This window comes from Pseudomonas monachiensis (assembly GCF_047345015.1).
In the GTDB taxonomy this organism is placed as follows: Bacteria; Pseudomonadota; Gammaproteobacteria; order Pseudomonadales; family Pseudomonadaceae; genus Aquipseudomonas; species Aquipseudomonas monachiensis.
On record NZ_CP178857.1, the window covers coordinates 3,247,297 to 3,270,947 of the forward strand.

15 protein-coding genes are annotated in these 23,651 nt (G+C 61.6%); 13 read left to right on the forward strand and 2 right to left on the reverse strand.

What is annotated here, in order from left to right; all coding sequences use genetic code 11:
- Positions 1 to 96 precede the first annotated feature (96 nt).
- The 3 genes from ACMDB8_RS14425 (at position 97) to ACMDB8_RS14435 (ending at position 2,855) form a co-directional block, all read left to right on the forward strand.
- Positions 97 to 1,530: a PLP-dependent aminotransferase family protein gene (locus tag ACMDB8_RS14425; protein ID WP_056727570.1), complete on the forward strand. Its 1,434-nt coding sequence runs from the start codon at positions 97 to 99 to the stop codon at positions 1,528 to 1,530.
- 123 nt (positions 1,531 to 1,653) lie between these two features.
- On the forward strand, positions 1,654 to 1,947 hold the full coding sequence (locus ACMDB8_RS14430) for a putative quinol monooxygenase (RefSeq protein WP_046037161.1): 294 nt from the start codon (positions 1,654 to 1,656) through the stop codon (positions 1,945 to 1,947).
- 341 nt (positions 1,948 to 2,288) lie between these two features.
- Positions 2,289 to 2,855 carry a hypothetical protein gene (locus ACMDB8_RS14435; protein ID WP_056727571.1) on the forward strand — a complete coding sequence of 189 codons (567 nt, stop codon included), beginning with the start codon at positions 2,289 to 2,291 and terminating at the stop codon, positions 2,853 to 2,855.
- 115 nt (positions 2,856 to 2,970) lie between these two features.
- On the opposite strand, the gene ACMDB8_RS14440 is transcribed toward ACMDB8_RS14435, so the two are convergent.
- Entirely contained in the window at positions 2,971 to 7,866 is a 4,896-nt protein-coding gene (locus tag ACMDB8_RS14440; RefSeq protein WP_409079253.1) for an NAD-glutamate dehydrogenase, read from the reverse strand.
- Positions 7,867 to 8,371: 505 nt separating this feature from the next.
- On the opposite strand from ACMDB8_RS14440, the gene ACMDB8_RS14445 reads away from it, so the two are divergent.
- The 7 genes from ACMDB8_RS14445 (at position 8,372) to ACMDB8_RS14475 (ending at position 15,870) form a co-directional block, all read left to right on the forward strand.
- On the forward strand, positions 8,372 to 8,725 hold the full coding sequence (locus ACMDB8_RS14445; RefSeq protein WP_056727575.1) for a hypothetical protein: 354 nt from the start codon (positions 8,372 to 8,374) through the stop codon (positions 8,723 to 8,725).
- Positions 8,726 to 9,012: 287 nt separating this feature from the next.
- Entirely contained in the window at positions 9,013 to 9,972 is a 960-nt protein-coding gene (locus ACMDB8_RS14450) for an AAA family ATPase (protein ID WP_008049510.1), read from the forward strand.
- A gap of 5 nt (positions 9,973 to 9,977) precedes the next feature.
- Positions 9,978 to 10,922, forward strand: a complete 945-nt coding sequence (locus tag ACMDB8_RS14455) for a DUF58 domain-containing protein (RefSeq protein ID WP_409079252.1) — start codon at positions 9,978 to 9,980, stop codon at positions 10,920 to 10,922.
- The gene (locus ACMDB8_RS14460; RefSeq protein ID WP_056727579.1) at positions 10,919 to 11,413 is read left to right on the forward strand and encodes a DUF4381 domain-containing protein; all 495 of its coding nucleotides are present in this window, start codon (positions 10,919 to 10,921) and stop codon (positions 11,411 to 11,413) included. Before ACMDB8_RS14455 ends, ACMDB8_RS14460 begins: the two co-directional genes overlap by 4 nt.
- Positions 11,406 to 12,488, forward strand: coding sequence for a vWA domain-containing protein (locus tag ACMDB8_RS14465; protein WP_056727582.1), 1,083 nt, complete (start codon positions 11,406 to 11,408; stop codon positions 12,486 to 12,488). Before ACMDB8_RS14460 ends, ACMDB8_RS14465 begins: the two co-directional genes overlap by 8 nt.
- Positions 12,485 to 14,224 carry a tetratricopeptide repeat protein gene (locus ACMDB8_RS14470; protein WP_409079251.1) on the forward strand — a complete coding sequence of 580 codons (1,740 nt, stop codon included), beginning with the start codon at positions 12,485 to 12,487 and terminating at the stop codon, positions 14,222 to 14,224. The genes ACMDB8_RS14465 and ACMDB8_RS14470 overlap by 4 nt, the downstream gene beginning before the upstream one ends.
- Positions 14,221 to 15,870, forward strand: coding sequence for a BatD family protein (locus ACMDB8_RS14475; RefSeq protein WP_223542554.1), 1,650 nt, complete (start codon positions 14,221 to 14,223; stop codon positions 15,868 to 15,870). The genes ACMDB8_RS14470 and ACMDB8_RS14475 overlap by 4 nt, the downstream gene beginning before the upstream one ends.
- Positions 15,871 to 15,876: 6 nt before the next feature.
- Here the strand turns inward: ACMDB8_RS14475 and ACMDB8_RS14480 are convergent, their stop codons facing one another.
- The gene (locus tag ACMDB8_RS14480) at positions 15,877 to 17,460 is read right to left on the reverse strand and encodes an ATP-binding cassette domain-containing protein (protein WP_409079250.1); all 1,584 of its coding nucleotides are present in this window, start codon (positions 17,458 to 17,460) and stop codon (positions 15,877 to 15,879) included.
- Between the two features lie 410 nt (positions 17,461 to 17,870).
- Between ACMDB8_RS14480 and ACMDB8_RS14485 the strand changes: the two genes are divergently transcribed.
- Genes ACMDB8_RS14485 through ACMDB8_RS14495 form a run of 3 tightly spaced genes read left to right on the forward strand, consistent with a single transcriptional unit; the run spans position 17,871 to position 23,346 of the window.
- Positions 17,871 to 19,115: an exonuclease SbcCD subunit D C-terminal domain-containing protein gene (locus tag ACMDB8_RS14485; RefSeq protein WP_223448254.1), complete on the forward strand. Its 1,245-nt coding sequence runs from the start codon at positions 17,871 to 17,873 to the stop codon at positions 19,113 to 19,115.
- Entirely contained in the window at positions 19,112 to 22,753 is a 3,642-nt protein-coding gene (locus ACMDB8_RS14490) for an AAA family ATPase (protein ID WP_409079249.1), read from the forward strand. Before ACMDB8_RS14485 ends, ACMDB8_RS14490 begins: the two co-directional genes overlap by 4 nt.
- The gene (locus ACMDB8_RS14495) at positions 22,750 to 23,346 is read left to right on the forward strand and encodes a glutathione S-transferase (RefSeq protein ID WP_409079248.1); all 597 of its coding nucleotides are present in this window, start codon (positions 22,750 to 22,752) and stop codon (positions 23,344 to 23,346) included. The genes ACMDB8_RS14490 and ACMDB8_RS14495 overlap by 4 nt, the downstream gene beginning before the upstream one ends.
- Positions 23,347 to 23,651 lie beyond the last annotated feature (305 nt).

Here is a 23,651-nt window from a genome sequence, read left to right on the forward strand (position 1 = left end):
GACGGTTTTTCCACTGCGCAACTTCTGTACCACAAGCGGATAGGGGTAATCTTGCGCGACGCACACGCGCCTCAACAGCCCCGGAGCCTCGCCGGTATGGAACTACATGTTGTCATCAACGGCCGCAAGGACCTGGCCGGCCAGCTGTACAACCAACTGCGCAGCGCCATCGAGTCCGGTCGCCTGACTGCCGGGACGCAACTGCCGCCCAGCCGTTTGCTGGCCGAACAACTGGGTATTTCGCGCAAGACCATTTCCGATACCTACGCCCAGCTGACCTACGAAAACTTCCTCACCGGGGTGGTCGGCAAAGGCACCTACGTCAACGCACGCTCGTCCAAGGTGCAGCGTAAACGGAGCCACACCGAGCTTGGCGGCTTCGAGGTGATCGAGTCCTGGCGCAACCTGCCGGTGTTTCTGCGTCATCCGACCCTGGAAGGTTCACTACGCTACGACTTCATTGGTGGCGCCACCAGCAAGGGCCAGTTCCCCCAGGATGACTGGCGGCGCTGCACCGCTCACGCACTGCGCCAGATTGCCGGCTCCAAGGGCTTGTACAGCTTGCCCGAGGGCTTGCCGGCGCTGCGTAACGCCATTGCGCAGCACATTGCGTTCTCCCGCGGGGTCAATTGTCAGGATGAGGATGTGGTGGTGTGCAACGGCGCGCAGCAGGCGCTGGACCTGATTGCCCGGGTGCTGATCAGTCCGGGCAGCCTGGTCGCCATGGAGGACCCCGGCTACCCGCCGGCGCGCCTGCTGTTCGGCACCCACGGCGCTACGGTGATTGGTGTGCCGGTGGACGCCGAAGGCATTGTGGTGGACCGGATTCCTCGCGGCACGCGCCTGATCCATGTCACCCCGTCGCACCAGTTCCCGCTGGGCATGCCCATGAGCCAGGCGCGCAGGGAAGCGCTGCTGGCCAAGGCCCATGAGTTGGGCGCGATCATCATCGAGGACGATTACGACAGCGAGTTCCGCTATGAAGGCCGCCCCACCGATTCCCTGCAGAGCATGGATGAACGGGGGATCGTCGCGTACGTCGGGACATTCTCCAAAACCCTGTTGCCGGAACTGCGGCTCGGTTATGCCATCCTGCCGCCAGCGATCCTCGAGGCGGTGGTGCGCGCCAAACAACTCACCGACCTGCACACCTCGACCCTGCCGCAATGGGCGCTGGCCAAGTTCATCGCCGAAGGCTGCCTGCTCAAGCACATCCGGCGCTGCCATACGGTCTATGCCGGACGCCGCGAGCGGATCCTGACGCGTATGGCGGGCGATCTTTCGCCCTGGCTGGAGGCGGTGCCGTCCACCGCCGGATTCCACATGGTGGTGATGTGCAAAGTGCCGATGGATATTGCATTGGTGATCGAACTGGCGAAAAAAGTCGAAGTCGGGCTCTATGCCATCGACAGCTTTTTCTATCAGCAAGCCCCAAGGGCCGGGCTTTTCTTCGGTTTTGGCGCCATCGAAACCCTCGACATCGACATCGCCCTGGACCGTTTGCGCGACATCCTGCAGCAGGTGGCCTGACGGATTGGCATGCGGTTTTATCCGGCGATTGGCTATTGGCGGTCCCGGGGGCCCGGCCTATCCTGCATAGGCGTTATCCCTCAATGAGCAGGATTCGTCCGGCCTGATTCAGGAGTGTGAGCAATGTCCCATGAAGTGATCAATACCGTACAGGTGCAGGCCGCCGCCGGCCGCTCGGATGAACTGGGCAAGCAATTGCAGAAGATTGTCGAAACCCTGCGTGAATTGCCCGGCTGCGAATCCTATATGGTCGACCGCTGCCCCGAGGACACCAATCGCTGGACCGTCAGCGCCCACTGGCAATCCGAAGCGGCCATGCGATCGCATTTCAATTGCCCGGAAGTCCAGGGCTTCATCAGCCTGATCGATAGCCAACTGGCCAATGCCGTGGACTTCAACAGTTTTCCGATCGTTTAATCATTTCCTGTGGTGAGGGCGCTTGCTCCCTCACCATCATTTTTTCTCCGTTGACTGATGGCTGAACGTACGGCTATAAATAAAACGGCTCGAATCGCGAATTCGGGCCTTTTTAATTTCCCGACGTAATTAACCGCAAACTCTTAAACCAAACAAAACTGTTGACCGCCAAAAAACTCGGACATCAGCCATTTAAATAAAGATTGCACAACACACAAGCCGGACAACCGGACTCTACTGCGAAACCACAAGAAACAATTACCAACCACGCCACAAATGCAACTGGCATTATTCTGGGCACCCGTACAGGGGAACACCACACCTTAAATAATGGACTATTTATGAACAAGAACGAAGAACGATCATTTACAGCCCGCGTATCCTGCAACGGCGACACCATTACTTTTCTCCAGGAAGTTCTGCGTAGTAACTTCCTCGAAGATGCAGCCGTGCCGAAAAATATTCTCACGGTTCAACGTGACTATTCACCAAAAATCACGAAAGCGTACAACCCTATAACAAAAAGAATGGAAAACCTTGGTTTTTCTTTTGGAAATATAGACCCCTTAGTTGTGCACTTCTGGTGTTATGACGACTATTACAACATGCAAATCCTCAGCACCCCCTATAGCTACATGTATGTCAGCAAGAACGACGAAGGCTGTCTGGGTGCTTTTCCAGCCGCCGGAGGGGATACTACATCATTCAACTTGCTGGATGCCGACCACAACATCATCACACTGGATGATTTGAGCACTGACACGCCAACGGTCTACTTGAAAGCACGCAATGCGAGAATAATCAGAAAATCAATACATGAACATCCAGAACGCCATTCCTTTTTCCACGATCGTGTGGGCGATATTGTGAAATTCAATTTAACCATACTGAAAAGGCATGCGTTCTAAACTAAGCTCGCGACACTTATCCTTGACGCATCGATTTATATTTAAGCCAATCACAAGCTCTTGAATAAAAAAAACCCCGCATCTTTCAATGCGGGGTTTTTCATTCAACGCCTGATCAGGCAGCCGGTTCCAGCTCGACGGCGACAGCGGCAGGCACTACCGCTTGACCGCTCAATGCCAGGTCCAGCAGTTCGCGGTTGGCCACCGCGTACATGGCGTAGTCAGTGCCGCTGGCGGCACGGATTTCCACCAGCATGGCACGCCAGCGCTCGATCATGCTCTCGTTCTGAGCCATCCACAGGGAGAGCCGTGCTTCCACGTCCTGGGTGCCGTCGCCCTGTTGCAGGACCGAGATGGTGATCGCACGTTGCTGCCAGTCGACATCATCGCGGAACGCTTCACGGGCCAGGGCCTGCCAGTTGTTTTCAACCGGCAGAGCGCTGATCTGCGCCAGGTACCAGGTGATGTCCAGCGCGCTGCCCACGGCGAAGTACGCCTTGGCTACGTCCGCCGGGTCCTGGCCGGTCACGTCGGAGGCCTCGATGATCGGCAACAGGGTGTACAGGTGCGAGGTGCCAGCCACCATGCGCGCCAACAGCTCCGGCACACCGGCTTCGACGTAGGCCTGATAACGCGCCTGCCAGGTTTCGCGGATCGGGCCGATCAGCAGTTCGTCGAGCTTGAGGCCCAACTCCTTCAGATGCGGACCGAAGTGCGCGACGTCACGGGCAGCGTTCTGCTCGTTGCGACGGGCACGCAGGAACCAGCGCGTAGCGCGACGGCCCAAACGCATCAGCTCGTCCATCAGCTCCAGTTGCACGTCGGCGGAGACCTGGTAGTCCAGGGCTTCGATCTGACGGAACCAGTGCGGGAGATGGAAAATGTCACGCACGATCACATAAGCGCCAGCCACGTTCGCCGGGCTCATGCCGGTCGACTCTTTGAGTCGTTGAACGAAGGTGATGCCCATATGGTTGACCAGATCGTTGGCGATCTGGGTGCTGACGATTTCACGCTTCAGGCGGTGACGACGCATCGCCGAGGAGAACTTGCTCACCAGGGTCGGCGGGAAAGCGGTTTCCATGTCGCGGGTCAGGTAGTCGTCGTCCGGCACCAGGGAGCCCAGCAACTGCTCCTTGAGGTCGATCTTGCTGTACGAGATCAGCACCGACAGCTCGGCACGGGTCAGGCCATGGCCTTCGGCGATGCGCTCGTTGATTGCATCTTCGGCCGGCAGGAACTCGATGGCGCGATCCAGCTTGCCACGGCCTTCCAGGTCATTCATCAGGCGCTTGTACTCGGCAATCCGCGGCAAGGCGCGACGGGCTGCCAGGGACAGGGCCTGAGTCTGCTTGTAGTTGTTACCCAGCACCAGACCACCGACTTCGTCGGTCATGCTCGCCAGCAACTCATTACGCTGCTTGTCGGTCATGTCGCCGGCCTGAACCACTTCGTTCAGCAGGATCTTGATGTTCACTTCGTGGTCGGAGCAATCCACGCCACCGGCGTTATCGATGAAGTCGGTGTTGGAACCGCCGCCATTGAGGCCGAACTCGACGCGACCCAGTTGGGTCATGCCCAGGTTACCGCCCTCGCCCACGACTTTGCAGCGCAGTTCGTTGCCGTTCACGCGCAGTGCATCGTTGGCCTTGTCGCCGACATCGGCGTGGCTTTCGCTGCTGGCTTTCACGTAAGTACCGATACCGCCGTTCCACAGCAGATCCACCGGCGCCTTGAGCAAGGCGTTCAGCAGTTCGGTCGGGGTCAGCTTGTCGGCCTGGATGTCGAAGCGTTCCTGCATTTGCGGGGAAATCGCAATGCTCTTGGCGCTACGGGAGAAGATGCCGCCACCTTCGGACATGAGGCTGGTGTCGTAGTCCGACCAGGCCGAACGCGGCAGGTCGAACAGACGCTGACGCTCGGCGAAGCTCGACGCCGGCTCCGGGTTCGGATCGATGAAGATGTGCAGGTGGTTGAAGGCCGCGACCAGTTGCAGCTTGTCGGACATCAACAAGCCGTTGCCGAACACGTCACCGGCCATATCGCCGACGCCCACAACAGTGATGTTGTCTTCCTGGACATTGATGCCGCGCTCGCGGAAGTGACGCTGTACGCCGACCCACGCGCCCTTGGCGGTGATGCCCATCTTCTTGTGGTCGTAACCGGCCGAACCACCGGACGCAAACGCGTCACCGAGCCAGAAGCCGTAGTCGATGGCGATGCCGTTGGCGATGTCGGAGAAGGTCGCAGTACCTTTGTCCGCGGCCACTACCAGGTACGGGTCATCGTGGTCATGACGCACGACGTTGGCCGGCGGAACCAGCGCGCCGTCCTTCAGGTTGTCGGTGATGTCCAACAGGCCCGAAATGAAGATGCGGTAGCAGGCGATGCCCTCGGCCGCGATCTCGTCACGGCTGCCGCCCAGTGGCAGGCGACGCGGCAGGAAGCCGCCCTTCGCACCCACCGGCACGATCACCGAGTTCTTCACTTGCTGGGCTTTTACCAGGCCCAGGACTTCGGTACGGAAGTCTTCTTCACGGTCGGACCAGCGCAGGCCACCACGGGCCACGTTGCCGAAGCGCAGGTGCACGCCTTCGACGCGCGGCGAGTAAACGAAGATTTCGAACTTCGGTACAGGCTTCGGCAGTTCAGGGATCAAGTGCGGGTTGAACTTGAAGCTGAAGTACGACTTGTTATGGCCGTTGGCATCGGTCTGGTAGAAGTTGGTGCGCAGGGTGGCCTTGATCAGGTCCAGGTAGCGACGCAGGATGCGGTCTTCGTTCAGTACCTGGACGTCGTCCAGTGCGCTGAGGATCGCGTGTTCCAGGCGTTGCTGCTTGTCATCCAGATCGTCGCCGGTCAGCTTGCGCGCCAGGTAGAAACGGGTCTTGAACAACCGGGTCAGCTCGCGAGCGATGTCGGTGTGGTTGTTCAGGGTGCTGGCGATGTAGCCCAGGTCGAAGCCCAGACGGATCTGCTTCATGTAGCGGGCGTAGGCACGCAGCAGTGCAACGTCGCGCCATGGCAGGCCGGCGGTCAGTACCAGACGGTTGAACGCGTCGTTCTCGGCTTCGCCACGCACGATGTGGACGAAGGCGTCCTGCAGGGTGTCGTTGAGTTGCTGGATGTCGAGTTCCAGGCCTTCGGCGGCGGTGAAGGCGAAATCGTGAATCCAGAACTCGCGGCCACTGTTGTGGCGCAGGCGGTACGGGAATTCACCCAACACGCGCAGACCGAGGTTTTCCAGGATCGGCAGGACGTCGGACAGCGCCAGCGGGGTATCGGCGTGGTACAGCTTGCAGTGCAGCATGCGCTGGCCGGAGACCTGGCCCAGCGGCTGATAGAAGCTCATCACCAGCGGATTTTTTTCGTTGAGGCTCAGCAAGTGCTGCATGTCGACCACAGCCGAGTGGGCTGCGAAACGCTCGCGGTAACCGGCCGGGAAGCCTTTCGGGAAATCGGCCAGCACGTTGGTGCCGTGGGCTTCACCAAAGCTTTCAACGGTCAGGGCGGCATAGTCGTCCTGCCAGCTGCGGCAGGCCTGCACCACTTCTTTTTCCAGCAGCAGCGGGTCGATGTCGAGGCGGTTTTTCGGGTCGACGCGCAGGATCAACTGCACGCGGGCCAGCACGGACTCGGAGAAGAAGGTCCAGAACTCGCAGTCCGAGGCTTTCAGGCGATCCATCAGCACTTGCTGGATCTTCTGGCGCACTTCGGTGGAATAGATGTCACGCGGCACGTAGGCCAGGCAGTAGCAGAAACGGCCGTACGGGTCTTTGCGCAGGAACACGCGAATCTTGTTGCGTTCCTGGATCTGCACGATCGACATCACGGTGCTGAACAGTTCGTCCACCGGGGTCTGGAACAGATCGTCGCGCGGCAGCACTTCGAGCACCTGTGCCAGTTCCTTGCCCAGGTGAGCCTTGGCCTGGAAGCCGGAACGGTGTTCGATTTCCTCGACCTTGCGGCGGATGTACGGGATCACCCGCACGCTCTCGCCATACACCGACGAGGTGTACAGGCCCATGAAACGGCATTCCTTGATGACCTTGCCGTTGGCGTCGATCTCGCGGATCGACACGTAGTCCGGGTAAGCCGGACGGTGTACGCGGCTTGGGTGCGCGGCCTTGGCGAACGACAGCAGGGTCGGTTCGCGCAGGTAGTTCACGGCGTAGTCTTCGATGCGCAGGTCATCGTAGGTCAGGCCGGCACGCAGCAGCTTGGTCAGGCCGAGGAAGGAATCCTTGTCGTAGACGATATGGCCGCCATCGGCTTCATCGCTGACCACGAACTCTTCATAACCGAGGAAGGTGAAGTGGTTGCCCACCAGCCATTCCAGGAAGCTCTTGATTTCATTCTTCTCGTCGCCATCGACGGCGAACTGGCTGTTGTCCAGCTTGGTCAGGATGTCCTGGACCTTGGCCTTCATCGGCTCGAAATCGCCGACGGCCACGCGGACTTCACCGAGCACCTGCTCCAGCTCTTTGCTCAACACATTGAGCTCGGCGGTGTTGGCGCAGCGGTCGATTTCCAGGTACATCAACGATTCTTGCTGAATATCGTCGCCCTGGGTGCCTTTAGGCAGGATTTCCAGCAACTCGCCCTTGCTGCCACGACGCACGCTCAGCACGGTGGTTTGCAGGGTATGGATGCTGTAGCCGCGGCGGTTCAGCTCGGTACGCACCGAGTCCACCAGGAAAGGCAGGTCGTGGTGCAGCACTTCGACCGCGGTGTGGGTCGACTGCCAGCCGTGGCGTTCGTAATCGGGGTTGTAGACGCGCACTTGTGGCTGCGCGTGATCAAAGCGCTCAAGCAGGCGCCATGCAGAAAGGGTGCAGCCAGCGAGGTCGGACAACCGACGCTGGGTCAGCTCGTCAAGGGAAATGATGCCGAAGAATTGTTCAGCGAACAGCGCCACTTGTGGCAGTGCCTGTTCACTGATGTGCTGCGCCAGTGCCGCTTGCAGTTGGTGCTGGAAGTCGGCTTTGCTGGCTGCGGTGAAGAACGCCATCTGTGGTACTCCGCTTGGGCTTGTTATTGATGGAAGCGTCGCGTGCAAAGCCCCTGTTCGGGGCTACCCGTCACCCCGTTCCTGATTCTCGGGCAGAGGAAACAGGGTGACAGGTGGGTGAAGCTGGACGAGACACTCAGGTCACATTCACCTTCCGTGAATGGGCATCTGCAAAAACGACTGGGCTGCGTGCAGCGCAATGTCTTTACGGGTGCTCATCCGTTGCGCAGCTTAACCAGTGCGGCAAGGCCCGTGCTTGCGGTGCTGCGACATATTCGGTCAACGGTACGCAGCTCAAGGCATGCGCCTCGAACAACACTAGCATTCGCACAGAAAAATGGCGGATTTCCGTCCGGTTTTACGGGACATCCGTACCAGAAATGACCAGCAACACTTTGCTCGGTCACGACACATCCCCCTGACACCCGGACGAGCAGAAATGTGCGCGGGCTGGCAGAATCGCCCTTTGCTGCGTTAACCACGCCCGTCAAGCCAGGAATTCCCCATGAAAATGAAAACCGCCCTCTTGATCGTCAACCCTTGCGACGACGAAGAAGACAACATGGCCATGCTGTGCTGCCACAGCGAACAGGGCGAAATGTTCCTGATGAGCCGCTACCCGGATGAAGACGAGCTGGAAATCACCCTCGATGGCGAACCTTCGACCCTTGATGGCGTGAAAGTTACCCTGAGCCCTTCCCTGTTGAAGATCGAAATTGCGGCTGCCGATGCCGATGTGCTGAATGGGGATGATGTGCTGGAGATCACCTTCGACCCGGACATGGTGGATTTGGCTGAAGTTGAGCTGACCTTGAAGAATATTCTTGATGGCACTGGCACCTATATCAGCCAACTCTAAATATCAGCGCACTTACTGACGCCTTCGCGAGCAAGCCCGCTCCCACATTTGATCGCATGCGTCAGTGACGACGCGGCTCTCTGTGGGAGCGGGCTTGCTCGCGAAGAGGCCCGAGAGAGCACCGCCACCTGCGACCCGAAGAAAATTCCTACAACTATTGCTAACCATTTCCCGCACTTTGCGCAAAATGCCGTTAGTCGGCGCCCCCCGCGATGGATTAAAGTAACGCCCCCAGCCCTGGCGTATTTCCTACGTCCTCGGCCACCCTTTTGCAGGAACAGTCATCGATGGAACATCGTGAAGCGCTGCTGGCGCTGCGAACCTTTCTTTCAACGCAGATTCTCGGCCAGGAAAAACTCATCGAGCGCTTGCTCATCGCCCTGCTCGCCGACGGCCACATGCTGGTCGAGGGTGCTCCTGGCCTGGCCAAGACCAAGGCCATCAAAGAACTTGCCGAAGGCATCGAAGCCCAGTTCCACCGCATTCAGTTCACTCCCGACCTGTTGCCGGCCGACATAACCGGTACAGAAATCTACCGCCCGGAAACCGGCAGCTTCGTGTTCCAGCAAGGTCCGATCTTCCACAACCTGGTACTGGCGGACGAAATCAACCGTGCCCCGGCCAAGGTCCAGTCGGCCTTGCTCGAAGCCATGGGCGAGCGGCAAGTCAGTGTCGGGCGCAGCACCTATGAGCTGTCGCCGCTGTTCCTGGTGATGGCCACGCAGAACCCGATCGAGCAGGAAGGCACCTACCCGCTGCCGGAAGCCCAGCTCGACCGCTTCCTGATGCACGTAAAGATCGGCTTCCCCGACGCGACGGTTGAACGCAAGATCCTGCAACAGGCCCGTGGCGAAGCGCTTAACGGCGAAGCGAAGCCTGAGCGCCGGGTGACTCAACAGACGATTTTTGTCGCGCGCAAGGAAATCCTCGGTCTGTACATGGCCGATGCCGTGGAGGAATACCTGGTACAACTGGTGATGGCCACCCGAACCCCGGCCAAGTTCGATCCGGAAATGGCCGAGTGGATCGCCTACGGCGCCAGCCCCCGCGGTTCGATTGCCCTGGACCGCTGCGCCCGCGCCCACGCCTGGCTGGCCGGGCGTGACTTCGTCAGCCCGGAAGACATCCAGGCCGTGCTGTTCGACGTGCTGCGCCATCGCATCATTCTGTCCTTTGAAGCCGAAGCCGCTGGCATCGATCAGGACCGGGTGGTCCAGCGGATTCTCGACGTCGTAGCCGTCGCTTGACCTCGATGAACGCCAGCCTGCCGCCCGAGCCGGGCATCCGTGTCAGCCTCGCCGACCTGATCGAGATGCGCCATCGCGTGCGCGAAGTGCAGCTGTTTTCCACGCCGAGCCAACGCAGCCCGCTGATCGGCCTGCACCATTCCAAATTGCGCGGGCGTGGCGTCGACTTCGATCAGGTGCGGGTCTATCAGGCCGGCGACGATGTGCGCACCATTGACTGGCGTGTGACTGCGCGCACCCAGGAGCCGCACACCAAGCTGTTCCACGAAGAACGTGAGCGGCCGATTTTCATCATGGTCGAACAAAGCCGCCGGCTGTTTTTCGGCTCGGGCCTGATGTTCAAGTCAGTGCTCGCCGCCCAGGCCGCGAGCCTGATCGGCTGGGCGGCCCTGGGCCACAACGACCGGGTCGGCGGGCTGGTGTATGGCGACAATGAGCACTACGAGATCAAGCCCCGGCGCAGCAAGCAAAGCCTGCTGCAGTTGCTCAACCGGCTGGTGCGGGTCAATCAGTCGCTGACCACCGAAGGCGAGCCGGACCGTGACGCCTTTGGCATTGCCTTGCGCCGGGCGCGGGAGGTGTCGCGTCCTGGCAGCCTTGTCATTGTGATTTGCGATGAACGCGCGCTATCGGAAAGCGCCGAGCAACAGCTGAGCCTGTTATCGCGTCATTGCGACCTGCTGCTGCTACCGGTGTCCGATCCGCTGGATCATGCCCTGCCCGCCGCTGGCCTTTTACGTTTCGCCGAGCGTGGCGCGCAATTGGAACTCGATACGCTGAATTTCGACCTGCGCCAGGCTTACCGGGCCCAGGCCGAAGCACGCATCGCCCGCTGGGAACTGCTCGCACAAAAACTACGGGTGCTGATGATGCCTTTGAGCACCCAGAGCGAGATGGTCGAGCAATTGCGCGAATACCTGAACCCACAGAAACCGGGGAAAGGTCGATGAACAGCCTTGATCAACTGCAACCACTGATATCACCGCCACCGGTGGAATTCTGGCCTCCGGCACCGGGCTGGTGGTTACTGCTTCTATTGGTGCCATTGATCGGTTTAGGCCTGTGGAAGCTGCGGCACTTCATTCCACGCAAACGTCCCGTGGTACGTGCCGAGCAGCCGCTTGACCCGGTGCGCCTGGCCGCACTGGCCGAATTGGCAATGATGCCCAAACCCTACGACGGTGCGCCGGCCGGTGCCTGGCTGCAGCAACTCAACGGCTTGCTCAAGCGCCTGTGCCGCAACCACTATCCCTACAGCCAGAGTCACACCCTCAACGGCCGCAAGTGGCTGGCGTTCCTCGATAACCGCTGCCCGGCAGCCGGGCTGACCCGCTGGATGGTGCTGGTCGAAGGCGCCTACAAACCTGAGTGCAAGCTCGATGACAAGGCCATCGCCGGCCTGACCCAGGCTGTCGACACCTGGATTCGCAAGCATGTTTGAGTTCGCCTGGCCGTGGATCTTCGCCCTGTTGCCCTTGCCGTGGCTGATGCGCATCGTATTGCCGGTGGCCGACAGTGGCGAACCGGCGCTCAAGGTCAGCTACCTCAGCGACCTGGAAGGCCTTGCCGGGCGTCGCGCCCGGGCCAACCTGCCGGCATGGCGCCAGCAGGCACCTTTCATACTGCTGTGGGTGTTGCTGCTGATCTCGGCGGCGCGCCCGCAATGGCTCGGCGAACCCCTGCCGATTGCCGCCAGTGGCCGTGACTTGCTGGTGGCGGTGGACGTTTCCGGCTCCATGGACTTCCCTGACATGCAGTGGCAGGACGAAGAAGTGAGCCGACTGGCGCTGGTCCAGCACCTGCTCGGCGATTTTCTCGAAAGCCGCGAAGGTGACCGGGTCGGCCTGATCCTGTTCGGTAGCCAGGCCTACCTTCAAGCCCCACTGACCTTCGACCGCCACACCGTACGCGTCTGGCTCGACGAAGCGCGCATCGGCATTGCCGGCAAAAACACCGCCATCGGTGATGCCATCGGCCTGGCCCTCAAGCGTCTGCGCTCGCGTCCGGCAACTAGCCGCGTGCTGATCCTGGTCACCGACGGCGCCAACAATGGCGGTGAAATCGACCCGCTCACCGCTGCGCGACTGGCGGCCAGGGAAGGGGTGAAAATCTACCCGATCGGCATCGGTGCCGATCCGGAGCAAAGTGGAACAGTCGGCTTTCTCGGCGTCAATCCGAGCCTGGACCTTGACGAACCGTCCCTCAAAGCCATCGCCGAAGCCACCGGCGGCCAGTATTTCCGCGCCCACGATGGCAAGGAACTGCAATCGATCAAGGACACCCTCGATCAACTGGAGCCCGTGGCCCAGCAACCGACCCAGGCCCGCCCGGCCCAAGCCTTGTATCACTGGCCACTGGCCCTGGCGCTGTGGTTGAGCATGCTGCTGCTGGCACCCGTACTTTGGCCGGACAACCCCTTGCAACGCCTGTTTACCAAGGATCTGTTCCTGCAAACCCAATTGCTGCCCGACTGGCGCCAACGGCTCAAACGCCTGCGCCTGCGGAGGCGCCGATGAGCGTGCTGTGGCCCTACTGGTTCCGCCCCTGGTGGCTGTTGTTGCTGCCGGTGCTTGGCTGGTTGCTCTGGCAACTCTGGCACCGCAAGAAGCGCGCCGGGCGCTGGCAGATGATCCTGCCGCCGGCCTTTCACGCGGCACTGCTCAGCGGTGGCAGTGGTCGCGACAGTAAACTGCCCTGGATCGCCCTCGGTCTCGCCTGGCTGTTGACCGTGCTCGCCCTGCTGGGACCGAGTTGGCAGCGTGTCGAGCAGACCAGTCAAAAGCCCGCCGACCCGCTGGTGGTGATTCTCGAACTGACCCCGGAAATGCTCGCCACCGACGTTACGCCCAACCGACTGGAACAGGCGCGACGCAAGCTGCTTGATCTGCTGCAGATTCGCAGCGACGCGCAAACCGCCATCGTCGTCTACGCCGGCAGTGCCCACACCCTGGTGCCGCTGTCGGATGATCTTTCCACCAGCCGCAATCTGCTGGATGCACTGAAACCGTCGTTGATGCCAGAGGCCGGTCATCGCGCCGATCTGGCGGTGCTCAAGGCCTTGGCGCTGCTCGACCAGGCGGCTTTGGGCGACGGGCGGATCCTGCTGATTGGCTCGTCCCTGACCGACCAGGAGCGGCTGGGCATCCGTCGCGCGCTGAGCGGTAAATCGACTCAATTGCTGATGCTCGGCATCGGCACCGCCGAAGGCTCGCCGATCACCCAGGAGGACGGCAGCTTCCTCAAGGATGAACAAGGCGCCATTCTCGTGCCGCGCCTGGACGAACCCGGCTTGAAAAACTTTACCAACGACCTGGATGGCCGCTATCGCCAGGCGCGTCTTGACGATAGCGACCTGCACGCCCTTGGCCTGCTCGACGGTCCACGTCACTTGCGCAACGACGGTCAGACCTTGCGCCTGGACACCTGGGCCGATCAGGGTTACTGGTTGCTGCTGCCACTGTTGCTGCTCGCGGCCTGCGCGGGACGTCGCGGCTGGCTGTTGTGCCTGCCGCTGCTATTGGCGCTGCCTCAACCGAGCTACGCCTTCGACCTCGCGGACCTTTGGCTGCGCCCTGATCAACAAGGCCTGCATTTACTCAAGCAGAAGCGCCCTGCGCAGGCTTCCCGACGCTTCGAAAACCATCAGTGGCAAGGCGTGGCGCTCTATGAGGCCGGCGACTACGCGGGCGCCGCCGAGCGGTTTGCCGAAGGCGACGATGCCCACGCCCACTACAATCGAGGCAATGCCCTGGCCAAAAGCGGTGAGCTGGAGGCAGCCCTGGACGCTTACGAACAGGCACTGGAGCGTCAACCGGATCTGCGTCCGGCACTGACCAACAAGGCGCTGGTCGAACGTCTGCTCAAGGAGAAAAACACGCCACCCCCTCCTGAGCCAGACGCAGCCAGCAACGCCCGGCCCGAAACCGAACCGACGGAGCCACCGCCCGGTGCCGCTGCCCAGCCCTCGAGCAGCGGCGAACCGAAAACCGAGGGGCAACCGCCCCGCCCGGGTGAGGAACAACCGCCCACCACCCCGCCGAAGCCGGGGGCCAACGAGGTACCGGGCAGCGAACTGGGTGACGAACAACACACCACACCACCCTTGCGCCCGGCCACCGACAGCATCGAAGGTGAACAGCGCCAGGCACTGGAGCAGTGGCTGCGGCAGATCCCGGATGACCCCGGCGAACTGCTCAGGCGCAAATTCTGGTACGAACAGCAACAACATCAGGATCAGGAAGAAACTCGATGACCCGCTTCACCGTTTTATTGCTCGCGCTGCTGCATTGCCTGTTGTTCTGCACGGCTCAGGCACAGGCAGCAGAACTGGTCGCCAGTGTTGATCGCAGTCGCCTGAGCTCGGGCGAGACGGTCGAACTGACCCTGGAATCCAGCGATGTCACCCAGTTCGGCAAACCTGACCTGACAGCGCTGGAGCCGTTGTTCGAAGTGCGCGGCACACGCCAGGTCAACCAGTTGAACACCCTGAGCGGTGAAAACCAGGCCACCACCCGCTGGATCGTCACCCTCCTGCCCCGGCAAAACGGCAGCGTAGTGATTCCGTCACTGCAACTGGGCGAACTGCAGAGCCAGCCAATTACCCTGCAAGTGGTCGAGAGCGAAACACAGGACAACCCGGACAAGCGGGCCGCGGTGTTCATTGACGCCAGCCTCGACCAAACCAGCGTCTACGTGCAGGCCCAGGCGGTCCTGACCCTGCGCATCTACCATTCGGTGTCGCTGTACGACGACAGCAGCCTGCCGCCCTTGCAGATACCTGACGCACGCATCGAACAACTGGGCGAATCGCGCACCTACGAAAAGGACATCGACGGCCTGCGCCACGGCGTGATCGAAATGCGCTACGCGATCTACCCGCAACACAGTGGCGAACTGATCATTCCGGCACAGGTCTTCAACGCCGCGCTGGTCGACCCACAACCGGTACAGGACGCAGCCCAAGGGCCCAAAGCCGGCAAGCTGATGCGCGTCACCTCGGTCGAGTTGCTGTTGACGGTCAAGGCCAAACCCATCACCTATCCGGCCGATGCCCCCTGGCTGCCTGCGCGTAGCCTGACCCTGAGCGAAAGCTGGAGCCCGGAGCCGGATCACACCCAGGTCGGCGATTCGCTGACCCGCAGCCTGACAGTGAAGGCCGAAGGCTTGTCCAGCACCCAACTGCCTCCGCTGCCCGGCACCGACGTCGGCGGCCTGCGGCGCTACCCGGATCAACCGGTGCTCGGTAACCAGAACAGCGAACGTGGCCTGGTCGGCAGCCGTGAAGACCGCGAGGCCCTGGTGCCGACACGGACCGGCGCCATCGAGTTGCCCACCGTCGACGTGGTCTGGTGGAACACCTTCGAAGATCATCTGGAACACAGCAGCCTGCCCGCCCGCACGCTGCACGTGGCGGCCAATCCGAGTCTGATGGCCGACACCCCGGCCGACGCCTCACCGGTCGATGCCGGCGCCGACAGCGAAGCGCTCTGGCGCTGGAAGCTCAGTACCCTGATCCTGGCCTGCACCACCCTGCTCGGCTTCGGCCTCTGGTGGCGTGGCCGCTGGCAACCGGCGGTGGCGCGTGTCGCTCAAACCGGCCCGAGCCCGCGCACCGTTCTAGACGACCTCAAGCGCGCCTGCCAGGCCAACGATTCCCACGCCACCCGCCAGGCCCTCGACGCCTGGGCCCGCCAACAGCCGGAAACCCTGGCCGACATGGCCGCCCGCTTCGTGCCACTGTCCGACGCCCTCGACGGCCTGAACGGCGCGCTGTACAGCGAAACCGGCCAACACTGGCAAGGTGACGAGTTGTGGCGGGTGATCAAGGCGATCCCGATGGCTGAACGGGTCCAGGACCCGGTCGGTGACAGTGGATTGCCGCCGCTTTATCCGAAGTGATTGTTTTTAGTTTTTGAGATGAAACTCAACATCTAGATGAATAGCGTGTAAAAAAGCACAATCGTGAGAAACCACGATCAATGCCCCTTGGTATTGATTAAGCATCTGCTCCAGTGCTATTCGACTGGGCAGATCCAAATGGTTATCCGGTTCGTCCAGCAACAGCAATTGTGGTGGCCGCCGTGCATACAACTGCGCAGCGAGCGCTATTTTCAGGCGTTCGCCGCCACTCAACTGGTACGTCTTGAGCATCGCACGGTCAGCATCAATCCCCATCTGCGCCAAGCGGGTTCGTGCCTCGGCTTCGGGCAATTCGGGATTGCTCTCGTATAGCCATTGCACCGCCGTGCGTTCGGGATACTGCAATCCGGCGTGTTGATCCAGCCAGCCGACATGGCAACTGCGGATGAGTTCGCCTTCGCGCACCGGCAGTTGGCCGGCGATTACTCGCAACAGGGTCGACTTGCCGCTGCCGTTGGCGCCCAGGATCGCCATGCGCATAGGCCCCGTCAGCGTCAGATTGACCGGCGCCGCGTAACCGAACGGGAGAATGACGTCGTTGAGCTGCACAATCAGCTTGCCATTGGGCACTACGCTTTCCGGAGACAACATCATGCGTTGAATGTCCGGCGCGCACCGCGCACGGGCCTCGGCGATACGTTGTTGTTGCTGCTCCCGTGCCACCTGTTGATTGAGGCGCAATTTTCCCTGACTGTTTTCACTGCGCTCTTTCTGGGCGTTGGTGATCAGCTTGGTCTGATTACCGTCGCGGGCCTGACGGTCGCCGCGCGCATTACGCCGTTGCTGACGCGCCATCTGCACGGCCATCTCACGTTGCTCGCGCTTGGCCTGCGCCCTCTCCCCTTGCAATGCCGACTGGAACGACTGCTGTTCTTGCTCGCGCGTCGCCGCATACTGACTGTAGTTGCCGCCATAAACCGCCAGCCCCAAGGGCGAAAGATCGACAATTTCGTTCACGTGTTCCAGAAGGCCCCGGTCGTGGCTGATCAACACCAGACCGTTGGGCCAGCGCTCGATCTGCTGCGCAAGCTTGTGTTGCTGATCAATATCCAGGTGGTTGCTGGGCTCATCGAGAATCAGCCAGTCGGCCCTGGATAACCACGCCCCCAACAGCGCCACCCGTTGCCGTTCGCCACCACTGAGTGCGTCGGTGCGCGCGTTGGCACTCAAGTGACCGAGGCCGATCTGCTGCAGTTCCGCCTCAAGGCGTGTGGCGCAATCCCATTGGTCGACCGCCAGCGCATGGTCGTCATCTTCGACGCTGCCTTGGGCAATGCGCGCAAGCGCCGCCAGAATATGGTCGACCCCGGCCAGCGCGGCAACGCTGGGGTAGTGCACGGGTTCCAGTAACTGCGCCACGGCGTAAACCCGCCCTTCGCGACGGACGATGCCGCTGGCGGGTAGTTGCTCGCCAGTGAGGAGCCGGCCAAGCAAGGACTTGCCACAGCCATTGGCACCCACGATGCCGGTGGCCCTGGTACTGAAGGTGTGGTTCAAGTGATCGAACAGCACGCGCCCGTCGGACAGGTTGAGCGACACATGATCAAGTTGCAGTAACCGTTGAGTCATGACACTTCCTTTTCATTCGGCCGGATAGGCACTGAACCACTCCCTGATGGTGCGCAACAGCACCCGGCGGATGGGCAATGACCGTGAACACGGCGCCTGCCCACATTTGAAAATGACCTTCGAACAGCATGCCGGCCCTGATCGACGTCGAGAGATCTTGTGTCACCCTCAACACCAGACGTCCCGAAGGCCAATGTATCTCGATCAGGCGCGCCCCTTCTACCAACAACAAGATCGAAAGATCGCAGCCTGCGGCAGCTCCTACATTGGATATGTGCATACCCTGTAGGAGATGTCGCAGGCTGTTTTTTTTGCCCTCTGCATTCCCGACCTTTTGCCAGTAAACTCTCTCCCCTTTCGCCGCCTTCATTTTTCACGCGGCCATTACCTATTTTGTAGCGGAGTCCGCCTTGCGCTTGTTTCACACCTCCGACTGGCACCTCGGGCAGAACCTGCACGGCCAGGATCGCGATTTCGAACACGGCTGTTTTCTCGAGTGGCTGTTGCGCCAGCTGAAACTGGATCAACCGGATGTGCTGTTGATCGCCGGCGATATCTTCGACACGGTCAATCCGCCGGTCAAAGCCCAGGAACGCCTCTACGACTTCATCGTCAGCGCCCACGAACAGCAGCCGTTGCTGACCATCGTGATGATTGCCGGCAACCACGATTCCGGCTCGCGGATTGAACTGCCCGCCCCCTTGATGCGCCGCTTGCGCACTCATGCGCTGGGCCGCGTGCTGTGGCTCGACGACGGTCAACTGGACGCCGAGCGCCTGTTGCTGCCGTTGCCCGATGCCAGTGGTGAAGTCGCCGGCTGGTGCCTGGCGCTGCCATTCCTGCGTCCGGCGGAAGTCACCGGCGCGCATTTGGGCGACAACTACCTGCGCGGGATCGGCCAGGTGCACGAGTGGCTGATCGAAGCGGCCAACGCCAAGCGCCAGCCGGGTCAGGCACTGATCGCCATCAGCCACGCGCACATGGCCGGCGGCTCGGTGTCGGAAGACTCCGAGCGCAGCCTGATCATCGGCAACGCCGAAGCCCTGCCCGCCAGCCTGTTCGGGCCGAGCATCAGCTACGTGGCCCTCGGCCACTTGCACAAGCCGCAGAAGGTCAACGGCGAGGAGCGCATCCGCTACAGCGGCTCGCCGATTCCGCTGTCGTTCTCCGAGATCAGCTATCAGCACCAGATTCTCGACATCAAGCTCGACGGCGAAACCCTGCTCAGCGTCGAGCCGAAACTGATCCCCCGCGCGGTCAACCTGCAGCGCATCGGCCCGGCGCCATTGAGCGAGATCCTGCTGCAACTGGCGGACCTGCCGAACATCGACCTGTTGGCCGAGATCCAGCGCCAGCCATGGCTGGAGGTGCGGGTGCGCCTCGACGAGCCACAGCCCGACCTGCGCAATCAAGTGGAAACCGCCCTGCAAGGCAAGGCCGTGCGCCTGGTGCGCATCGCCGCCGAGTACGCCGGCAACGGCGGCCGTGACGGTGCCGACGAAGGCAGCACGCTGATCGAACTGGACCAGCTCACGCCTCAGGAACTGTTCAGCCGCGCCTGGCAGGACAACTACGGCAGCGAAGTCGACGAGCAGACCCTCAAGGACTTTGCCGAGCTGTTGCAGGACGTGCAGATGGAGAGCGAACAGCCATGAAAATCCTCGCGATCCGCCTGAAAAACCTTGCCTCCCTGGCCGGGCCGTTTGAAATCGACTTCACCGCCGAACCCCTGGCCAGTGCTGGACTATTCGCCATCACCGGCCCCACCGGCGCCGGTAAAAGCACCTTGCTCGATGCCCTGTGCCTGGCGCTGTTTGGCGCTGTGCCGCGCCTGAACAACACCGGCCGCGACGCCAAGGTGCCGGACGCCGACGGCGAAATCGCTACCGGCGATCCGCGTACCCTGCTGCGTCGCGGCACGGGCGAAGGCTATGCGGAAGTGGATTTCGTCGGTGTCGACGGCCGCCGTTACCGCGCCCGCTGGGAAGCCAATCGCGCCCGGGACAAGGCCGCCGGCAAGCTGCAAGCCAGCCGCCAGAGCTTGCGTGACATCGATCAGGATCAATTGCTCGCCAGCCAGAAAGGCGAATACAAGACTCAGCTCGAAGCCGCGCTGGGGCTGAATTTCGAACAGTTCACCCGCGCGGTGATGTTGGCGCAAAGCGAGTTCAGCGCCTTCCTCAAGGCCGACGACAATGACCGCAGCGAACTGCTGGAAAAACTCACCGACACGGCGCTCTACACCCGCCTCGGCCGTCGCGCCTTCGACAAGACCAAGGAAGCCCGCGAGGCGCACAAGCTGCTGCAGGATCAGGCCAGCGGTGTGACGCCACTGTCGCCCGAAGCCCGCGCGGAACTGGACGGGCGCTTCAACGAAGCGCAGCAGCGACTCAAGACCCAACAGGCGCAGCTCAAACAACTTGAACTGCAGGACACCTGGCTCAAGGACCTGCGTCGCTTGCAGGACGAACATCTGGCCGCCAGCGAACAACTGCAATCGGCGCAGACTCACTGGGAGGCCTTGGCCAGTGAGCGCTTGAGGTTCACCCGCCTCGAACAGCTGGCCCCGCAACGGCACCAGTTCGCCCGTAAAGCCGAGGTCGATGCGCTGCTGACACCCTTGGCGGCGCAAATTGCCTTGCACACGCAGCAGCATGGCGAACTCGGCGAGCGTCAGACGCAGCTTGAGCAACAGCTCGGCAGCGCGCGGATCGCCTTGAGCGAAACCCAACAACGACAAACCGACAGCACACCGTTGCAGCGTCAGGCCTTCGAAGCCCAAAGCACCCTCGCCCGCCTGGCCAAGGACACCGCCCTCAGCGCCGAAGCCAGGCAACAGGCGCAACAGGCCTGCACCCAGGGCCAGGGCACGATTCAGACCTTGCTCGATCAGCAAGCCCGTGGCGCCGCGGACTTGCAACGCATCGCCACCGAGCTGGAGCAAAGCATCCATCTGGCTCCGTTGAGCGATGCCTGGAATGCCTACCGCGATCGCCTGCAACAGTTGATGTTGATCGGCAACCGGTTGAATCAGGGCCATGCCGAACTGGCCAGCCTCGAACAAAACGCCGCGAGCACCGAACAAGCGCTCACCACGCAGAAGCAACAACTGGAGGTACTGTTCAAGGAGGCCGGCGCCGAACCGGATGCCGTCGCCGAGCAGATCGGCATTCTGGGCAGCCTGTTGCAGGACAACCGCAAGCAACTGCGCGCCGTCGAAGACCTTGCGCGCCTGTGGGCCAGCCAGCAGGACCTGGACAAACGCGGTGCCGAGCTGCAACAACGCCAGCTCAGCGCACAGCAGGAACGTGAACGCCTGACCCAGGACGGGGTCAAGGCCAAGGCTGACCTGAGCGTTGCCGAACAGACCCTCAACGTCACGCGCGAGCTGCTGGAGCGCCAACGTCTGGCGCGCAGTGCCAGTGTCGAAGAGCTGCGCGCGCAGTTGCAGGACGATCAGCCATGCCCGGTCTGCGGCAGCAACGAACACCCCTATCATCAGCCGGAAGCCTTGCTGCAGAGCCTCGGTCGTTTTGATGAAAGCGAACAGGCCAATGCGCAAAAGGCCGTCGACCTGCTCAAGGAAAAACTCACTGACTTGCGCGCCGAAGTCGGCGGGCTGATCGCCCAACAAAAGGAACTGCTGCAACAGCAGGAGCAACTGGCGACCCAGCAGCAAGCCCTCGCCCCGAGCCTGGAAGCGCATCCGTTGGCGACCCAACTGCTGAACCAGGATGCCGCCAAACGCGATGCCTGGCTCGTTCAGCAAAACAGTCAGCTCAACCAGAGCATCAGCCAGGACGAGCAACGGCAGAGCGCGCTGCTCACCCTGCAACAGGATGCCGCGCGCCTGACCCAGCAACTGCGTCACGCCGAAACCGCGCACCAGCAGGCGGCCCAGCACCTGAGCAATCAACAGCGCGAACTGGACAACGACCGCCAGCGCCTGGACGAAGAACTCAAGGCATTCGCCAGCCTGCTGCCGGCCGAGACCCTGCAAGCGCTGCGCGACGAACCGGCCGCGACCTTCATGCAGCTCGACCGGCAGATCGCCGAGCGACTGGCGCAACTCGAGCAACAAAAGGAAGAACTGGCCGAGCAGCAACAGCGCCAGCAAAACCTGGAGAAGGAACAGGATCGCCAGCAAAGCCGCATGCAGCAATTGCAGGCCGCCGAACAGCAATTCAGCGGGCTGGCCGAGCAGCAACAGGCGAGCCAGCACACGCTCGGGCAATTACTCGGCGAACACAGCAGCGCCGAGCATTGGCAGCAGCAACTGGAACAGGCCGTGGAACAGGCCCGCAGCGCCGAAGCCAGCACTGCGCAGACGCTGCAAAGCGTTCTCACGCAATCAGTGCAACTCGCCGCCGAACTCAAGGCCCAGCAGGAGCGCTTGCACGCACTGGAAGGCGAAGAACGCGAGCTCGCCGGCAAGATCGGTGACTGGCGCGCCCGCCATCCCGAACTGGATGACGGCGGCCTCGAAGACCTGCTGCGCGTCGACGACACTCAGGTCAGCGAACTGCGCCAGCGCTTGCAGCACAGCGAAAAAGCCATCGAACAGGCCCGCGTCCTGGTGCAGGAGCGCGACAAGCGCTTGATCGATCACCAGACGCAACACAACGGCAACCTCGACGCCGAGCAGTTGGCCAGTGCGCTGATCGACCTGCAAAACCTCGCCGCCACCAGCGAGCAACACTGCGCCGAACTGCGCGCCGAGCAGGCCGAGGACCAACGCCGGCAGAACGCCAATCAGGCCCTGGCGCAGCAGATTGCCGACGCCTACAACGAGTATCAACGCTGGGCGCGCCTCAATGCGTTGATCGGCTCCGCCACCGGCGACACCTTCCGCAAGATCGCCCAGGCCTACAACCTTGACCTGCTGGTACACCACGCCAACGTGCAATTGCGCCAACTGGTGCGCCGCTACCGCCTCAAGCGCGGCGGCAGCATGCTCGGGTTGCTGGTGATGGACACCGAAATGGGCGACGAACTGCGTTCGGTGCATTCGCTGTCCGGTGGCGAGACCTTCCTGGTCTCGCTGGCACTGGCCCTCGGTCTGGCGTCGATGGCCTCGAGCACGCTGAAAATCGAGTCGCTGTTCATCGACGAAGGCTTCGGCAGCCTCGATCCCGAATCCCTGCAACTGGCCATGGACGCCCTCGATGGCTTGCAGGCCCAGGGCCGCAAGGTCGCGGTGATTTCCCACGTACAGGAAATGCATGAACGGATTCCGGTGCAGATTCAAGTCCAGCGCCAGGGCAACGGCCTGAGCACCCTGGAGGTGAAATGAACACCCTGTATTCCTTCCGCCGCTGCCCGTACGCCATGCGCGCACGCATGGCCCTGCGCTACTCGGGCGTGGCCGTGGACATCGTCGAAGTCAGCCTGAAGGCCAAGCCCGCCGAAATGCTCGCGCTGTCGGGCAAAGGCACGGTGCCGGTGCTGAGCGCCGATGGCCGGGTGATCGACGAAAGCCTCGACATCATGCGCTGGGCCCTGGCACAGAACGATCCCCAGGACTGGTTGCTCAAGGATGATCCTGACGCAGCGGCGCAAATCGCCCCCCTGATCGAACACAACGACCAGGTGTTCAAGGTGCACCTGAATCGCTACAAGTACGCCGAACGTTATCCCGAGCAACCGATGGAGGTTTATCGCGGCGAGGGCGAGGTGTTTTTGCAAAGGCTGGAGGCATTGCTGGAGGGACGCGACTACTTGCTGGCCGATCATCCAAGCCTGGCCGATGTGGCGTTGGTGCCCTTCGTGCGCCAGTTCGCCCACGTCGACCGCGACTGGTTCGCGCAGACGCCGTATCGGCGCTTGCAGGACTGGTTGCAGCGATTTCTGGAGTCAGACTTGTTTACCGGTGTGATGCGCAAATAAGCCGCCGCACACTATGGCGAAGGGCTTGCCCTAATGCCCGTCAGTCAAGGAGCAAAACCTGTGGGAGCGAGCTTGCTCGCGATAGCGGACTGTCAGGTAACGCAGATGTTGACTATGCGATCGTCATCGTCGGAACGCCGCCCGGAGCAAGCTCGCTCCCACAGGGGGGTGTGGTGTTCGAAACGTTAACTGATCGGCATTAGGGCAAGCTCCCTCGCCACAAAAGCCCTTCATCGACAGCAGGCTTCAGGCCAACACCTCACACATCCCGATCGCCGAGCAATCAACCTGGAACGGGCCGAAAG

Excerpts from the sequence above, each read along its gene's own strand:
- ACMDB8_RS14460 (WP_056727579.1), top strand. The coding sequence starts at position 10,919 with ATGAACAGCCTTGATCAACTGCAACCACTGATATCACCGCCACCGGTG.
- ACMDB8_RS14480 (WP_409079250.1), bottom strand. The coding sequence starts at position 17,460 with ATGACTCAACGGTTACTGCAACTTGATCATGTGTCGCTCAACCTGTCC.
- ACMDB8_RS14435 (WP_056727571.1), top strand. The coding sequence starts at position 2,289 with ATGAACAAGAACGAAGAACGATCATTTACAGCCCGCGTATCCTGCAAC.
- ACMDB8_RS14445 (WP_056727575.1), top strand. The coding sequence starts at position 8,372 with ATGAAAATGAAAACCGCCCTCTTGATCGTCAACCCTTGCGACGACGAA.
- ACMDB8_RS14450 (WP_008049510.1), top strand. The coding sequence starts at position 9,013 with ATGGAACATCGTGAAGCGCTGCTGGCGCTGCGAACCTTTCTTTCAACG.
- ACMDB8_RS14430 (WP_046037161.1), top strand. The coding sequence starts at position 1,654 with ATGTCCCATGAAGTGATCAATACCGTACAGGTGCAGGCCGCCGCCGGC.
- ACMDB8_RS14490 (WP_409079249.1), top strand. The coding sequence starts at position 19,112 with ATGAAAATCCTCGCGATCCGCCTGAAAAACCTTGCCTCCCTGGCCGGG.
- ACMDB8_RS14475 (WP_223542554.1), top strand. The coding sequence starts at position 14,221 with ATGACCCGCTTCACCGTTTTATTGCTCGCGCTGCTGCATTGCCTGTTG.
- ACMDB8_RS14470 (WP_409079251.1), top strand. The coding sequence starts at position 12,485 with ATGAGCGTGCTGTGGCCCTACTGGTTCCGCCCCTGGTGGCTGTTGTTG.
- ACMDB8_RS14465 (WP_056727582.1), top strand. The coding sequence starts at position 11,406 with ATGTTTGAGTTCGCCTGGCCGTGGATCTTCGCCCTGTTGCCCTTGCCG.
- ACMDB8_RS14495 (WP_409079248.1), top strand. The coding sequence starts at position 22,750 with ATGAACACCCTGTATTCCTTCCGCCGCTGCCCGTACGCCATGCGCGCA.
- ACMDB8_RS14440 (WP_409079253.1), bottom strand. The coding sequence starts at position 7,866 with ATGGCGTTCTTCACCGCAGCCAGCAAAGCCGACTTCCAGCACCAACTG.
- ACMDB8_RS14455 (WP_409079252.1), top strand. The coding sequence starts at position 9,978 with ATGAACGCCAGCCTGCCGCCCGAGCCGGGCATCCGTGTCAGCCTCGCC.
- ACMDB8_RS14425 (WP_056727570.1), top strand. The coding sequence starts at position 97 with ATGGAACTACATGTTGTCATCAACGGCCGCAAGGACCTGGCCGGCCAG.